Source organism: Phenylobacterium sp., assembly GCF_036495085.1.
Classification (GTDB): Bacteria; Pseudomonadota; Alphaproteobacteria; order Caulobacterales; family Caulobacteraceae; genus Phenylobacterium.
This window is the reverse complement of sequence record NZ_DASXNL010000069.1, coordinates 1-15,037: the sequence shown is the minus strand read 5'-3', so window position 1 is coordinate 15,037 and position 15,037 is coordinate 1. Positions and strand designations below refer to the sequence as shown.

The window sequence follows — 15,037 nt, the reverse complement described above, 5'->3', positions numbered from 1 at the left end:
CGCCCGGCCTGTCCTTCCCCCCGCGCCGGAACTCCCCGAAGAACCTATCGTGTTTTCCCGCGAGCGGGCGGGCTCGCGGCGGCCACGTACGCGTCTGGCCCGCTCGGCGCGCAGCGAGCAGCTTGTCGACGCCGTGGCCCAGATTATCGCCAGGGAGGGCCTCCATGCAGCCACCATGAAGCGGGTGGCGCGCGAAGTCGGGATCAGCGAGGCCCAGGCGCACAATCATTTCAGCCGCCGCGCGGACCTTTTGCTGGCGCTGGCCCGGCGCGAGCTCGAGGCGATGAATGCGGTGCGGGAAACCGAGGTCGAGCGGGCGCACGACAACCTGACCCGGGTGACTTTGTCGACCGTCGCTTACCTGCGCCAAGTGGCCGAGCGCGGCGCCCTGATCCAGGTGCTGTTGAACAGCCCCGAGGTTCGCGCGGGGTTGCGCGCCGAACGACAGGTCCAGACAGGGTCAGCACGACGGCGCATGACCGAGCGTCTTAACAGCCGCTACGGCGTGGAGGCGGACACCGCGCACGGCGCGACGGTGATCCTGACGGCGGTTTGCCTGCGGGCCGGGCGCCTGCTGGCTGAGCACAGGGTCTCGCTGGAGGTCGCCGAGCGCTTGAGTCTGGCGATCGTCACTGCCGGCAACCGCAGCCTGGCCGCCGCGGCGAGGGCGCGCGGCCGTGCGCCTGCCTAGTCGTCGCGCGGCGTCAGCGCGTCAACGCTGCTGGTGATCAGTTGGGCGCAAAGCGCGCGCGCCCGTCCGGGCTCCATTTCACCGCTGTGGGCAAGACGTCCGGCCTGTTCCGGAATGGTGATGATCATGTTGATCGCCGTGACGGTCTCGCGGGCCGGCATTCGCAGCGACCGGCGCGCGGCGCGGGCGAGGTTGCGCACGACGCGGTCGCGCACGGCCGCCAGCCGTCGGTCCACGCGACCGAGCATGAAGTGGTCGCGCAGGATCACATGGATCAGGGGGCCGTGCCCGGCGACGTCCTCGAAGTAGATCCGCGCAGTCTCGAGGGCCGCCACGCTAAGCGGGCTGGCCAGGGATGCAGCCTCAATGCCGGCCGCCGCCAGGGCCGTAAAGCGCCGCTCCAGGACCGCGTTGGCGAGATCGTGCTGGGTGGGGAAGTAGGCGTAGACCAGCGCCTTTGAGACGCCGGCGCGCTCGGCCAGGCGATCGGTGGGCAGCGGCAGGTAGCCCTGCTCAAGCGTCACGGCCGCGGCGGCGGTGATGATCTGGCCGCGCCGAACGTCCGGCGACATCCGGGTGCGTTTTCCGGTATTTGAGAGAGCGGTGTCCATCCAATTGGGGTTGTGCCCGCCCGCCCCTCCTCAGGCAAGCTACCGCGGCCGCGATCACCCAAGCGCTTGACCGGCCTGATTTGGCCGCCCATTATAGTGACAACAGCACCAATTGCTTCCGACAAGCCCTCGTGTGCAGCGCTTGCGGCACGCGCCCACCGGAGGTGACATCGTGGCAGAGCCTGCTGCGCCTGGTCTTCCCGGGAGCCCGCCGGCTGTGGAGCACACAGCTTCGCCAGGCTATCGCCGCTACGTCACCACGCTTATCCTGGTTATCTGCGCGCGGAACTTCCTCCCTTGAGCCTGTTGACGACGACGCCAATATGACGACGACGATGACCTATGGAGGCCGCACGATGATCGCCGACATCCCGCAGGCCGAGGTGGTGACCAGACTTAACGCGGCCATCGCCGTCGGCATGGCGCCGGCCGTATGGGCCGATCTGGAGCCGGAGAAGGTCGCCGTCTATGAGGTCGGCGGGCGAACGCACACGTTTGCGGATCTGAACGCCAACGCAAACCGCGTCGCGCGGCTCTTGCGTCTCCACGGCCTGGGGGCGGGCGATGCGATTGCGCTGCTCTGCACAAACCGCTTTGAGTTTGCCGATGTGCTGTTCGGCGCGCTTCGCTGCGGTTTGCGGATGACGCCGGTGAACTGGCACCTGACCGCCGAAGAGATCGCCTACGTGGTCAAGGACTGCGAGGCCAAGGCTCTGTTCGCAGATGTGCGAGTGCCGACCTCGGAGGCGGCGAGCGCGATGTGCGACGGGCTGGCCGTGAAGGTCTCGATCGGCGGAGCATTGTCGGGCTTCGTCAACTTCGACACCGCGATGACGGAGATCGATGGGTCGGATATCGCCGATCCGGAGCGCGGCTCGACCATGCTTTATACCTCCGGCACGACAGGCCGTCCCAAGGGTGTCTATAAGCCGAACGCGCCGGTTCCCGGCTACGACTCGACCTATGACCGCGCCAGTGACGTCCACATCTGCACTGGGCCCGCCTACCATGCCTCGCCGATGGCCGGGGACATCCGCCGAGCCCTGATCAACGGCATTCCGACAGTCATGATGGACCGCTGGGATAGCGAACTCACCCTTCGCACGATCCAGGAGCGGCGGGTCACCCGCGGCCACTTCGTCCCGATCATGTTCCAGCGGTTGCTGGCGCTGCCGCGTGAGGTGCGGGGAAAGTACGACCTGAGCTCGATCCGCCGGATCACCCACGGCGCGGCGCCCTGCCCGCCGGAGGTGAAGCAGGCGATGATCGCCTGGCTGGGGCCTGTGCTCAACGAGTACTACGCCGGCTCTGAAGGCGGCGTTGGCTTTGTGGTCGGCTCCGAGGAATGGTTGACGAAGCCTGGCACCGTGGGCCGGCGACCGTTCCGCGAAGCCGCAAAAATCCTCGACGACAACGGCGAAGAGTGCCCGCCCAACGTTCCGGGCGACATATATCTCAGCCTCGCCCAGCAGGGCGGATTCGAATATTTCAAGGACGCCGGCAAGACCGACAGCAACCGCCGCGACGGCTACTTCACCATGGGTGACGTCGGCTACCTTGACGAGGACGACTACCTGTTTCTCACCGGGCGCAACGCAGAAACGATCATCGCGGGCGGGGTGAACATCTACCCGCAGGAGGTCGACAACGAGCTGATCAAGCACGAGGCCGTCGAGGACAGCTGCACCGTCGGCGTGCCGCACGACGAATGGGGCGAAGAGGTGAGGGCGGTGATCCAACTCAAGGCGGGGGTCGCCCCGTCGGACGCCCTGAAATCCGAGATCCTGGCGTTCGCTGCGGCCAACCTGGCGAAGTTCAAGGTTCCTCGCGGCGTCGACTTCGTGACGGAGCTTCCGCGCAGCGAGGCCGGCAAGATCCAGCGCAACAAGGTGCGCGCGCCCTACTGGGCCGGCCGCTCGCGGCAGATCTGAGAGCCGCCGCGAACTTGGCTTCGCCTCAGGCCGCCTCAGTCCAGAGCGGCGAGGAGGCTTTCATGAACCGCAGCATGTAGCGGACGACGGCCACCTCTTCGCCGGACTCGGCGTCGGTGATGAAGACGTCGTACCAGGCGGCTTCAGCCTTGGGGCTTTCGGTCAGTTTCAGGATCTTGGTGCGGCCCAGGTAGTTGCGTCCCGCTTTGAGTGGGCCCTTCAGGTGGCGGACCTCAAGCGCGCCGAACAGGCCCACCGAAGATTTGACCTTCTTCAGCACCACCGGGCGCACCTGGTGTGACAGCTTGATGGCGTGCGACGGCGGCAGGACGTGGTCCTTGGCATAGAGGTCGTTCGGCTCGGTGATCTTCTCGAGCGCTTTGTCCAGCGCTTCGATGTCGACCCGCAGCGGGATACCGGCCTGCTCCTCGCCCAGCGCGATTTCCGCCAGGATGCGCAGCGCCCCCTCGCCCGCCGGCCGCTGCTGGGCCATGCGGACTTCGAGCTCTGAGCGGGGATCATGGGCGTCAAGGTTGGCGGTGCCGCGACAGATCAGGTCGCCAGCCTCGTTGTACATCCGCAGCTCCGCTCGCTCCGCGCCCGGCGCCAGCACTGCGCGCACCTGTTCAGCGTCGACGGTGGCCTGGGTGAAGTAGAGCGACATATTGCCGGTCCCGAACCAGTCCTGGCCATAGGTCGCCAGGATCTGCGGCACGAACTGGTCCATGTGGACCGAGCCTGGGACGGTGCCGCCCTTGAACCCCAGCTTCGAGGCGACGGCGTCGTTGTGGATGGAGCCCGGCGCCTCCTGGAAGGCGTTCCGAGGTGTGCGAAATTCGCCGACCAGTTCGGCCGCGTCGACAGCTTCAGTCATCTCGTCCTCCCTGCAGGTGCGGTTCAGGCCGCACCCATCATCTCTTCGAAGTTCATCACATGGCTATCGGCGTCGTGGAAGACCCGTCCGGTAGCGTAGGTTTCCCAGGGCTGCAATCTCCTGAACAGGACACCAATACATACCTCAAATTGCCGTGACAATGTCGGGGCGTGCTGGTCCAAAAGCCCCTTACCTTCGATAATTGACGATAGCACCAACTGACGATAGGCCCTGACAACCACTTTATGATCCGCGTCCCTTGAACCCGAGCATTCGACCCCGATGGCGCCCGAACCTTCCGACAGCCTGACCGCGTTCCGCAGCGCAGCCCGCGGCTGGGTGGAAAGCAACTTCCCGCCCAGCCTTCGCGGGCGCGCGCCGCTGATGGGGGAGCGGGACCTCGACGAACCGGACTTCCGCACCTGGCGAGATGCGCTTTGCGGTCTCGGTTGGGGCACACCCACCTGGCCAAAGGCCTACGGCGGCGGCGGGCTCAACCGGGACGAGGCGCGGGTGGTGCGCGAGGAGATCCGGCGCGCCGGGGGCTGGAACCCGATCGGCTGGACCATGGGTGTGCGGATGCTTGGCCCGACCCTGCTCGAGTTCGGGACCGAGGCTCAGAAGCTGGAGCACATCCCGCGGATCACCCGGGGCGAAACGCGTTGGTGCCAGGGCTATTCAGAGCCCAACGCGGGGTCCGACCTGGCGTCGCTTCAGACCCGTGCGGAGGATCTGGGCGACCGTTTCCGGGTTAACGGCCAGAAGCTATGGACGAGCGGGGGCCATTACGCCGATTGGTGTTTCTGCCTGGTGCGGACGGACTCGAGCCGGAAGCATGAGGGCATCAGCTTTCTGCTGATCGACATGAGGACGCCGGGGATCGAGGTGAGGCCGGTCCGCCTGATCTCTGGGGCGTCGCCGTTCTGCGAGACCTTTTTCAAGGACGTGGACGTCCCAAAGGACAATCTTGTGGGCCCCCTGAACGGAGGCTGGACCGTCGGCAAACGGCTCTTGCAGTACGAGCGGCAGCGCAGCGAGGATGCACCGGTGCGCGCCGGCGACAGCCGCGCCATCGAGGCGGTCGCCCGCGATTACGTCGGAGTCGATCCGCATGGGCGGCTGACGGATGCGGATCTCCGTACTCGCCTGACCCACCACCTGATGGAGCGCCGCGCCTTTGACCTGACGATGCAGCGGGTGGCGGCGAACGCCACCACCGGCGGCCCTAGCGCGGCCACCTCGATCCTGAAAAACGTGTCCTCGAAGATCAGCCAGGAGCGTGCGGAATTGCTTGTCGAGCTGATGGGCGCCCAGGGGCTGGGTGGCGGCGGGGATGGATTCAACGGCTACGAGATCAGCGCTGTCCGCGAGTGGTTGGCCGGCAAGGCGACGACGATCTACGCGGGCTCCTACGAGATTCAGAACAACATTATCGCCAAGCGGATTCTCGGACTGCCAGATCCGCAAACCTGATCGTTGCAGCCGACTCTCGGCGTCGTTTTCCCGGCGCCGTCCTCGCTTTCGAGAGCTTCGCGAACGAACGCGACAAGCTGATGCCGCCCCATCAGCGCTTCGATTCGCCCGATCGCCGGTGACTAGCCCAGTGACGCCAGCGCGTCGTGTTCCAGGATGTGTTGTGAGGCGCTCCCCAGCATCTGCATAAACATGTCGTCGCCGCGCATGGTCTGCTTGACCACCATGGCCGCGAAGAACGCCGTCATGAACAGTAGGAATCCGCCCCGGCCATAGTCGTGGGCCAGGTCCGAGCGGCTGTAGCCCGTCACCCCATGCGCCGTCAGACCGGCCAGGTAGCGGTCCAGCAGCTCCGGCTCATGCGCGCGCCGCACCTCCGGCGGAAGCGCTCCCGCCAGGAAATAGGCGACGTCGGTGGCCCCATTCCCGTAGGCGAAGGATTGCCAGTCCAGTGTCGTCACCGCATGCCCGCCCGCCGCGGTCGCGAACATCATGTTGTCGGGCCGAAAGTCGTTGTGGGTCAGGCAGCGCGGGCCCGAATGGCCCTCCACCAGGGCGCCGAAGCGGCCCACCACCTGTTCGCCGACGCCGATCCAGTCGGGCTTGAGCCGCTCGGCGTAACGCGCCCGGAAGCCGGTCCAAAGGGTCTTCACCAGATCCGGCGTCGCCTGGCTGGGCGGCGCAGCCTTCGAGCCTGACACCCAGGAGAGCTCGTCCAGACTGGCATCGGCCCAATGGGAGGCGTGCAGCTTGGCCGCTTCGTCCATCACCAGCCGGGCCTGGTCCAGGCTCACGCCCTTCAGCTGGTCGCCGGGCTCGGCCGGCGCCAGGTCCTCCATCATCAGCACGAACTCACCACGGGCCGGCTCGATGTCGGCGAACAGGCTGTTCGGCGTGTGGATCAGGGCGTCCGCCGCCAGCTCCCGGTAAAACATCACCTCGCGGTGGTAATTGCCCAGCATCACACCCGTCTGGAAGCTGTCGGGATCCGCTGAGGGAAACTTGCCCACGAGCGAAGCAGGCGCGATCTCCCCGCCCCGGGCGTAGGCGAGCCGGAACCGCACGCTGTCGCCGATCTGGCCCGTACCAACCGCCTTAGCGGTGAAGCTCTCCACGACCGCATCGATGCCCGCGCCCTGCAGCACGGCCGTCAGCCAATCGGCATCGATGGCGTCCGGCCGCCGGATGTCAGGGGCCATCATGCGGGGAGCTGGTGGACGTAGACCTCGTTGAGCACGATCTCACGCCCCTTCAGCATAACCAGATCAAAGCCGCGCAGTCGCCCGGATACGCCTGCGATCTCGCAGTACCAGCGCCCGCAGAACCCGCCTGCGAGCGGCCACGTCTGGTCGGGCGTGTACGTCATGGCGGGCGTCGCGGCGAACAGGCTCTTCAGATACTCCTCCAGCGCCGCGCGGCCTTGCAGGCCTGTCACGGTCTGGGTGTCCTTGTAGACGCAGTCCTCAGCGTAGAAGGCGCAGAGCCGCGGGACGTCCTTCGCGGTCCAGGCGCTGAGCCAGTCGGCGTTGTAGGCGGCGATCTCATCTTGGGTCATGGTTCAGCCCTCCGCTCGGCCCAACACTCTCTCACGGTGCGTCGGCGTGAAGTACTCGGCCGGCACCGCCTCCGGCCCGGCCATCACCGCCACGCTGTGGATGCTCAGTGTCAGGTCGGACGCGGCCACCTCGAAGTGGCGCCGGCGCCGAGCCTTCGCCGCCTCGCCGAATTCCATATCAAGGCCCGCCTGGAGGCCGGCGGCGAAGCGCAGACGGCGCATCCGCTCGGCCCGCTCCTCGGCGTAGGGCTGGAACAGCCCCGCTGCTTCCCAGTCCTCGGAGCCCTTCAGGAGCTCGCTCACGATCCGCACGTCGCGATAGGTGATTGAGAGCCCAAGCCCGATGATCGGGTCGTTCCAGCCCGCCGCATCGCCTACAAGCACCACGCCTGGCGCAAAGGGCTCATCCGTCCAGGAATCGGCGTTGATGTAGCTGTGCAGCGGCCCCGCCGGCCGGCCGGCCACCAGCGCCTGGTTGCCTGGCGCGCTGCGCATCGCGAAGGTATCCAGGAACCGGCGCGAAGCGTCAGGCCCGCGGAACCGCTTGGCCTCGTCCAGCGCATAGCCACCGTAGATCCGCACCCGTCCGTCGCCCTGCGGAAAGGCCAGGAAGCCGAAGTCGTCCTCGGTGCCGATCGCCTGCAGATCCGGATCCCAGTTGTCGGCGCCTTCGATCAAGAGGCCCGCGAACCAGTGGTGCGGCGCATCCTGGTGCAGCCTGATCCCGGCCGCCTCGCGGACCTGCGAGGTGCGCCCATCGGCGCCCACGATCAGCCGCGCCTCGACCTCCACGGCCTGGCCGTCCTGTTCGAACGTCAGGCCGGGATGATCGCCCAGCCGCAGGGCCGTCACACTTACGCCGCGCCGCGCATCCGCGCCGGCCGCCTTGGCTTCGTCGAAGAGGGTCTGGCAATGCCGCGGGTGGCCCAGGCACAACGGCCCCGGCACGCCTTCGGCAAAGATGCTAAGCGGCAGGGTGCGCGCCTCGGAGACCTCGGCCGCGCGGCTCTCGTCATAGGTGACGTGGCGGCCCACGTGGTGCCCGCCGGCGCCCATGAGGAGGTCGTAGAGCCCGACGCGCTTGGTCTCTGTAACGCCCCACGGGGCGATCCACTCGCCCCGTACGTGGTCCTCGAAGACCTCCGCGGCTTCCAGCAGCAGCACCGAGCGGCCGGCCCGCGCCATTACGGTCGCAAGCGCCGACCCGCCGATCCCGCCGCCCACAATGCACAGGTCGTAGCGCGCCATCCGTCCGCCTCCCGGGGCCGGCTCGGCCCATGAGCGCACGCTAGGACGCTTCCTTCAGTGAACTCAACGCGGACTGCAGCGACGCGCGTGTTCACGCGCGTTTGTTCGCCACCAACGTGGGCGCCGACGGCTGCATCAGCAGCCCCGTTCCCAAAGCGTACGCCCTTGTCGCCGCCCTCACCCCTGCGGTGAAGTTGCGGATCACAAAGCTCTACGGTCTAAGGCGGTCGATCTAAAAGGAATCGGCCCATGAACTCGCCCGTCCAATCCTTCCACGACCTTGCTCAGCCTCGCCACGACTGGACGCTGAAGCAGGTGGAAGCGTTGTTCGAGCTACCGTTCACCGAGCTGGTGTTCCGCGCGGCCGAGGTTCACCGGCGGTGGTTCGACCCGGCGGAACTCCAGCTCTCCCAGCTCCTGTCCATCAAGACCGGCGGCTGTCCGGAGAACTGCGGCTATTGCAGCCAATCGCAGCACTTCAAGACCGCTACGACCGCCTCGAAGCTGATGGAGCCGGACGCCGTCATCGCCCAGGCCGCCGAGGCCAAGGCCGGCGGGGCGCAGCGGTTCTGCATGGGCGCGGCCTGGCGCGACGTGAAGGACCGCGACCTCCCGAAGCTCGTCGCCATGATCGCCGGGGTGAAAGCCCTCGGCCTGGAGACCTGCGCCACACTGGGCATGATGAGTCTCGATCAGGCTCGGGCTCTGAAGGCCGCCGGTCTCGACTTCTACAACCACAACCTCGACACCGGTCCCGACTACTATGATCAGGTCGTCACCACCCGGACCTACCAGGACCGGCTCGAAACCCTCGCGGCGGTGCGCGAGGCCGGCATGGCGACCTGCTGCGGCGGAATCGTCGGCATGGGCGAGACGCGGGCTGACCGAGCCGGGCTCCTTCATCAACTGGCGATCCTTCCCGAGCATCCGCAGAGTGTGCCGATCAACGACCTGATGCCGATTCCCGGCACGCCGTTGGGCGGCTCCGAGCCTGTGGATGGACTGGAATTCGTTCGGATGATCGCGGTGGCGCGCCTTGTCTGCCCAAAGTCGGTGGTCCGGATCGCAGCCGGCCGAGAGCACATGAGCCGCGAGCTTCAAAGCCTCTGTTTCCTGGCCGGCGCTAACTCGATCTTCGTGGGCGCGCGACTGCTGACCACCAACAACCCCGGGCGCAGCAGCGACGAGGCCTTGCTGAGCGAGCTGAAAATGCGGCCGATGACAATGGCGAGCGCGGGCTAGACCGTGAGCGCCGATCCCGGGCGCGAGCCCGACTGGCTGACAACCGGCGCTGCCCATGTCTGGCGGCCCTATTGCCAGATGAAGACCGCGCCGCCGCCACTTGCTGTGGCGCGCACCGAGGGTGCGCGGCTCATCCTGGCTGACGGCCGAGAGTTGGTGGACGGCATCGCTTCCTGGTGGACCGCCTGCCACGGCTACAACCACCCCCACATCCGCGCCGCCGTGCAGGCGCAACTCGACATCGCGCCGCACGTGATGTTTGGAGGCCTGGCCCATGCGCCGGCTTATCGCTTGGCTGCACGCCTGGCGGACCTGCTCCCTGGCGATCTCGATCACGTGTTCTTCGCGGAGTCCGGCTCGGTCTCGGTCGAGATCGCGATGAAGATGGCGGTCCAGTACTGGATCAACAGAGGCGTCCACGGACGCAGCCGCTTCCTGGCCTTCCAAGGCGGCTATCACGGCGACACCCTGGCCACGATGACCGTGTGCGATCCTGACGAGGGGATGCACAGCCTCTTCGCCGGCGTCATGCCAGCCCAATACATCGCGGACTTGCCTATCGATGAGGAGTCCGAAGCCAAGCTGGACCGGCTATTGGCCGACAGGGGCCAGGATATCGCCGCTATCGTCGTCGAACCCCGGGTGCAGGGCGCGGGCGGCATGCTATTCCACGACGACGAGGTGTTGCGCCGGCTTCGGCGGCTGGCGGACGCCCACGAGATCCTGCTGATCTTCGACGAGATCTTCGTGGGGTTCGGCCGGACGGGCGACCTCTTCGCGTGCGAGGGGGCCGGAGTTGTTCCGGACATTGTGACCCTGTCGAAATCCCTCACCGGCGGGACCTTGCCGCTTTCCGCCGCTATCGCGACGACCCGGGTTTTTGACGCCTTCTGGTCGGATGACCCGGGCGCAGCCCTGATGCACGGGCCCACCTACATGGGAAACCCCCTGGCCTGCGCCGCCGCCAACGCCTCCCTGGACCTGTTCCAGACCGGCCAGTGGCGCGCCGACGTGGCGAGGATCGCCACCGGCCTGGCTGACGGCCTCGCCTCTTGCCGTAGCGGGCCCGGCGTCGTCGACGTGCGGGTCCTGGGCGCCATCGGCGTGGTCGAGTTCGCGGGCCCCGTCGCCGTGAGCGAACTCTGTCGCCGCTTCGCCGACGAGGGCGTCTGGATCCGGCCGATGGGTCGCGTGGTCTACCTCTGCCCGCCCTTCGTCGTCACCGACGCCGAGCTTGCGAAGCTGACCCGCGCGGTGGCGAGGGTCGTAGGCCTTCCCGCGACGGTGACGTCTTGACCGACACCCTGACCCTCTATGCGCAGGCGAAAATAGACAGCCTGGCGGCAAAGAACCTGGCGCGGACGCCGAAACCAACCCATCGCCTTGACGGCGTTTGGCTGGAGCGGGGCGGCCGACGCATGGTGTCCTTCTCCTGCAACGACTACCTCGGCCTGTCGCATCATCCGGCGGTCAAGGCCGCCGCCATCGCAGCGATCGAACGCTACGGGACGGGGGCCGGAGCCTCGCGCCTGGTCACCGGCGACCATCCTCTGTTCATGGAGCTGGAAGCCCGTCTGGCTGCGTTGAAGGGCGCAGAGGCCGCCTGCGTCTTCGGGTCTGGGTATCTTGCCAACGCCGGCATCATTCCGACGTTCGCCGGTCCAGGCGACGTCGTATTGATCGACGACTTGGCCCACGCCTGCATCTGGAGCGGCGCCAAGCTCTCCGGCGCCCAGGTCATCAACTTCCGCCACAACGACGTGGTCGACCTGGAAGCGAAGCTGGCGGCGGTGCGGCAGAGTGTCCGCAGTGCTCTGGTGGCCACCGATGGCGTCTTTTCCATGGACGGTGACGTGGCGCCCCTGGATCAGATCAGCCGGGTCGCCCGGGCCCACGACGCGTGGTTGCTGGTCGATGACGCCCATGGCCTGGGCGTGCTGGGGGGCGGCGCGGGAACGGCGCGCTTGTTCCCCGACGCCCGCGTCGACCTGCACATGGGCACCCTCTCGAAGGCCATCGGCGGCTACGGCGCCTACGTCTGCGCCACCCAGGCCGCGATCGCCCTGATCAAGATGCGCGCGCGGACGTTCGTCTACACGACGGGCCTACCGCCGGCCTGCGTCGCAGGCGCGGTCGCGGCGCTGGATATCATCGCTTGTGAGCCTGATCGCGTCGCGGCCCCTCTGGCCAAGGCGCGAAGGTTCACGGCGGCGCTCACACTTCCCGAGGCCCAGAGCGCAGTGGTTCCGATCATCCTGGGATGCGCCGGGACTGCGCTGGCTGCGGCGGCCGAACTGGAAGGGCAGGGCCTGCTCGTGGTTCCGATCCGCCCGCCGACGGTGCCGGAGGGCACGGCCCGGCTTCGGGTCGCCTTTACCGCGGGCCACCCCGAAACGGCGATCGAGCGCCTGGTCGAGGCCGTGCGACCCTGGCTGGCGCGATGAAGCGCGTCTTTGTCGCCGGGGCCCACACGGATGTAGGCAAGACCTTCGTCGCCTGTGGGCTCGTCCAGGCCGCGCTCGCCGCGGGCGTCAGCGTCGAGGCCTTAAAGCCTGTGGCCAGCGGTTTCGATCCGGATGACTGGATCGACAGCGATCCAGGTCGGTTGCTGCGGGCCTTGGGACTGCCACTGACCCACGAGGCTCTTGAGGGGATAACCCCGTGGCGGTTTACAGCACCGCTGGCCCCACCCATGGCGGCGCGGTTGGAGCAGCGCGACCTTTCCCTCCCGGCGATCGCCGATTACTGCGCGGCCCGCGCCGCGCAGTCATGCGCTGATTTCTTCGTCATCGAAGGGGTCGGCGGGCTGATGTCGCCGATCGCCGAGGCGGCGACGGGACTTGATCTGATGGGAGCGCTCAAATTCCCGGTGGTGCTCGTGGGGGGCTCCTATCTCGGATCAATCAGCCATACCCTTACGGCCCTCGAGACCGCGCGGGCCCATGGCCTGACGGTCGCCGGCGTGGTGGTCAGCCAGAGCCGCGACCCGGAGGCGCCGGCGTTCCTGGAGACACTTTGCGAGGTGCAGGCCTTCGCGAGGGACGCACCAGTGTTCGGCGCGCCTCTCGATGATCTCACGGACTGGCCCCCGCGCTTATACGAAGCGCTGTAGATCAGTCAGATTTGAGCGACAGCTGCTGTAGCGCGCGGCCTGAACATCGGCATGGGAGCGGAGGGCAGAGCGGCCCTCAGGACATTCCGGCCTCCAGAGCCAGGCGCAGGAGGTCCGCGGTCTTGGTCACACCCAGCTTCGCTTTGATCAAGGTGCAATTGTTGGCGATCGTCTTGTAGCCGAGGCCTAGGGCCTCGGCGATCTCACCCAAGCTCTTGCCGGCTGCCAAGAGTCGCAGGATCTCCAGGTCACGCGGGGCAAGCTGAGCCAGTGACGCCGCTTGCGCCGTCGATAGCACCAGGGTTTGGGCGATCTCCTGCTCGACGTACCTGCCGCCGCTGCCGACCTGCCGGATGGCGACGAGGAGTTCGTCGGGCGTCGCATTCTTGCTCATATAGCCCTGGGCGCCGGCTTCCAGCGCGCGGGTCACATAGATCGGTTCGGCGTGCATACTCAGCACCAGGATGGGCGTGGGGCCGCCCTGGCGCAGGCGGTTGAGGAGTTCGAGGCCGCCGAGCTCGGGGAGGTTGAGGTCGAGGATAATCATGTCGAGGGTCTGCGCCTTGGCGATCGCCAGAGCTTCACGTCCCGTTTTCGCCTCGAGGATTTCCGCATCCGAGACCATGGCGAGCAGTTTGCGAAGGCCGGTGCGGACGATGGCATGGTCGTCGACAAGCAGGATTCTCATGGGTTCACCGCCGCCAAGGGACGGCCGACGGTCGGCGCGTCCAGGCTCAGGGTGGCGGTGGTCGTCCAGCCCGAAGTCCCCGGGTTCGGGCCGAAGGACAGGAGACCTCCCAGCGCAGTGACGCGTTCGCGCATGCCGATGAGTCCCAGTCCCGCTCCGGAGGTGGTAGCGCCGCGGCCAGGGCCGTCGTCGATCACGCGAACGCTCAGGACCCGCGCCTCATCGACTTCGAAAGAAATCCAAACGGCCCTCGGGTCGCCGTGGCGTACGGCGTTGTTGGCCGCTTCCTGCACCACCCGATAGACGACATCTTTGGTCGCCTCGCCAAGCTGCGCTTCGTCCTCCAGCAGCACGACGTTGAAGGCTATCTCCGGCCGCCGAAGGGTCCAGAAGCGCACAAGGTCTAGGATCGCCGCGTTCAGGCCCAGTTCCGTTATGCGCGCCGGACGCAGTCTTTCCAGGACGGCGCGCACCTGGCGTTGCATGTGCGTTACGGCCGCCTGAATCGATCGGACCTGTTCGCGAATAGCGTCGGGACGCCCCGCGTCGCTCAGTTGGGCGATCATCTGAGCATCCATGTTCACCGCGAACAGGTGCGGCCCGATATCGTCGTGCAGGTCGCGGGCGATGTCGGCGCGCTCCTCCTCCTGGATCGTCAGGAGCTGGTCGCCCAGTTGGCGGTTGCGCTCCGTGGTCGTGGCGAGCTCCGACGCCATCTGGTTGAAGCCTCGCTGAAGGCTCAGCAGTTCCGAGGGCCCGTGCTCCGCGACACGACCGCTGTAGTCGCCTGTCCCGATCCGCCCGAACTGCGCGGCAAGTGCGTGGAGCGGGCGGAAGGCGGCGCCGATTACCAAATAGACCAGCACGAGCCCGATCGCCGCGCACCCTAAAAGCACCGCCACGATACCGATGAACTCGCGCCACGCCGCGCTGACGTCGATGCCGGCGGTCGGCGTCAACGTGATTGCGCGGAATCCCACGGCTGCCGGCGGCAAGGGGACCTCTACGGAGTTCGGAGGTGATCCCAGAAGGAGCCCGAACCACGCAGGCGCCGGTTGATCGATGGGCTTTGTGCGCGACACCAGCGCCACGCCGCCGTCGGCTGTGACCAGGCTCGCCCGAACGTGGCGATTGCCATCGAAGGTGCCGACGAGCTGACGCAGATCGCGCGCGGGATGATCTGACTGCGGGAGGTCTTCGAGCGCGCTGGCGACGGTCTGGCGCGCGCCGTTCATCGCGGCGGTCAGTTCGGCGCTCAGCGCATGCCGCGCTTGGTAGCCGGCGACGAGCGTCCCCAGGAGGATGCTGACCAGGAGGACCCCGGCGATGAGCGTGACCACGCGTGCGCGCAACGACATGGGCTTAGATATCACAGCCTCGCGCCTTCAGGCCCGGCGGGCGCAAATTGGGAACGAGTTCCCGGGAAAATCGGGAAGTCTCGGCATAGGCCCGCCCGGTCCCACAGCCTATTCGCCTTGTTAGCTTATAACAGGGGACGTCTATGGCCGGATCGACATCGCGGCGCGCACGCCTGGGCGCGTCGGTTAGTCTGCTTTCGCTAGTCGCCGCACCGGCCTTCGCCCAAGCCTCGGCTCCCGCCGCCGGCGCGCCT

At 67.2% G+C, this 15,037-nt stretch carries 14 protein-coding genes; 7 read left to right on the top strand and 7 right to left on the bottom strand.

From position 1 onward, the window contains the following. The first annotated feature begins 49 nt into the window (after window positions 1-49). Window positions 50-691, top strand: coding sequence for a TetR/AcrR family transcriptional regulator (locus VGI62_RS08320; protein ID WP_331503959.1), 642 nt, complete (start codon window positions 50-52; stop codon window positions 689-691). Here the strand turns inward: VGI62_RS08320 and VGI62_RS08315 are convergent. After that, complete coding sequence (locus tag VGI62_RS08315) at window positions 688-1,263, bottom strand: TetR/AcrR family transcriptional regulator (RefSeq protein WP_331503958.1); 576 nt, start codon at window positions 1,261-1,263, stop codon at window positions 688-690. The genes VGI62_RS08320 and VGI62_RS08315 overlap by 4 nt on opposite strands. Window positions 1,264-1,625: 362 nt before the next feature. Between VGI62_RS08315 and VGI62_RS08310 the strand changes: the two genes are divergently transcribed. Further along, on the top strand, window positions 1,626-3,233 hold the full coding sequence (locus tag VGI62_RS08310) for an AMP-binding protein (RefSeq protein ID WP_331503957.1): 1,608 nt from the start codon (window positions 1,626-1,628) through the stop codon (window positions 3,231-3,233). Window positions 3,234-3,258: 25 nt separating this feature from the next. On the opposite strand, the gene VGI62_RS08305 is transcribed toward VGI62_RS08310, so the two are convergent. Then, window positions 3,259-4,107 (bottom strand): hypothetical protein, encoded by an 849-nt coding sequence (locus VGI62_RS08305; RefSeq protein WP_331503955.1) that lies wholly within the window; start codon window positions 4,105-4,107, stop codon window positions 3,259-3,261. A gap of 282 nt (window positions 4,108-4,389) precedes the next feature. On the opposite strand from VGI62_RS08305, the gene VGI62_RS08300 reads away from it, so the two are divergent. After that, on the top strand, window positions 4,390-5,580 hold the full coding sequence (locus VGI62_RS08300; RefSeq protein WP_331503953.1) for an acyl-CoA dehydrogenase family protein: 1,191 nt from the start codon (window positions 4,390-4,392) through the stop codon (window positions 5,578-5,580). Between the two features lie 122 nt (window positions 5,581-5,702). Here VGI62_RS08300 and VGI62_RS08295 read toward each other — a convergent pair whose 3' ends face one another. Genes VGI62_RS08295 through VGI62_RS08285 form a run of 3 tightly spaced genes read right to left on the bottom strand, consistent with a single transcriptional unit; the run spans window position 5,703 to window position 8,383 of the window. Then, window positions 5,703-6,782 (bottom strand): phosphotransferase, encoded by a 1,080-nt coding sequence (locus VGI62_RS08295; RefSeq protein WP_331503951.1) that lies wholly within the window; start codon window positions 6,780-6,782, stop codon window positions 5,703-5,705. After that, window positions 6,779-7,135, bottom strand: a complete 357-nt coding sequence (locus tag VGI62_RS08290; protein ID WP_331503950.1) for a nuclear transport factor 2 family protein — start codon at window positions 7,133-7,135, stop codon at window positions 6,779-6,781. Before VGI62_RS08290 ends, VGI62_RS08295 begins: the two co-directional genes overlap by 4 nt. Window positions 7,136-7,138: 3 nt before the next feature. Next, a complete protein-coding gene (locus tag VGI62_RS08285; RefSeq protein WP_331503949.1) occupies window positions 7,139-8,383 on the bottom strand; it encodes an NAD(P)/FAD-dependent oxidoreductase in 1,245 nt (414 codons plus the stop codon). Window positions 8,384-8,632: 249 nt separating this feature from the next. Here VGI62_RS08285 and bioB point away from each other — a divergent pair, with 249 nt between their 5' ends. The 4 genes from bioB to bioD are packed head-to-tail and all read left to right on the top strand — an operon-like array spanning window position 8,633 to window position 12,737. Then, the gene (gene bioB, locus VGI62_RS08280; RefSeq protein ID WP_331503947.1) at window positions 8,633-9,625 is read left to right on the top strand and encodes a biotin synthase BioB; all 993 of its coding nucleotides are present in this window, start codon (window positions 8,633-8,635) and stop codon (window positions 9,623-9,625) included. A gap of 3 nt (window positions 9,626-9,628) precedes the next feature. Next, on the top strand, window positions 9,629-10,921 hold the full coding sequence (locus VGI62_RS08275; protein ID WP_331503946.1) for an adenosylmethionine--8-amino-7-oxononanoate transaminase: 1,293 nt from the start codon (window positions 9,629-9,631) through the stop codon (window positions 10,919-10,921). After that, window positions 10,918-12,069 carry an 8-amino-7-oxononanoate synthase gene (gene bioF, locus VGI62_RS08270; protein ID WP_331503944.1) on the top strand — a complete coding sequence of 384 codons (1,152 nt, stop codon included), beginning with the start codon at window positions 10,918-10,920 and terminating at the stop codon, window positions 12,067-12,069. Before VGI62_RS08275 ends, bioF begins: the two co-directional genes overlap by 4 nt. Then, entirely contained in the window at window positions 12,066-12,737 is a 672-nt protein-coding gene (gene bioD, locus VGI62_RS08265; RefSeq protein WP_331503943.1) for a dethiobiotin synthase, read from the top strand. Before bioF ends, bioD begins: the two co-directional genes overlap by 4 nt. A 76-nt stretch (window positions 12,738-12,813) precedes the next feature. Here the strand turns inward: bioD and VGI62_RS08260 are convergent, their stop codons facing one another. Together VGI62_RS08260 and VGI62_RS08255 are read right to left on the bottom strand one after the other, a co-directional pair. Next, the gene (locus VGI62_RS08260) at window positions 12,814-13,425 is read right to left on the bottom strand and encodes a response regulator transcription factor (RefSeq protein ID WP_331503941.1); all 612 of its coding nucleotides are present in this window, start codon (window positions 13,423-13,425) and stop codon (window positions 12,814-12,816) included. Beyond that, window positions 13,422-14,783: a HAMP domain-containing sensor histidine kinase gene (locus VGI62_RS08255; protein ID WP_331503939.1), complete on the bottom strand. Its 1,362-nt coding sequence runs from the start codon at window positions 14,781-14,783 to the stop codon at window positions 13,422-13,424. The genes VGI62_RS08260 and VGI62_RS08255 overlap by 4 nt, the downstream gene beginning before the upstream one ends. Window positions 14,784-15,037: the final 254 nt, after the last annotated feature.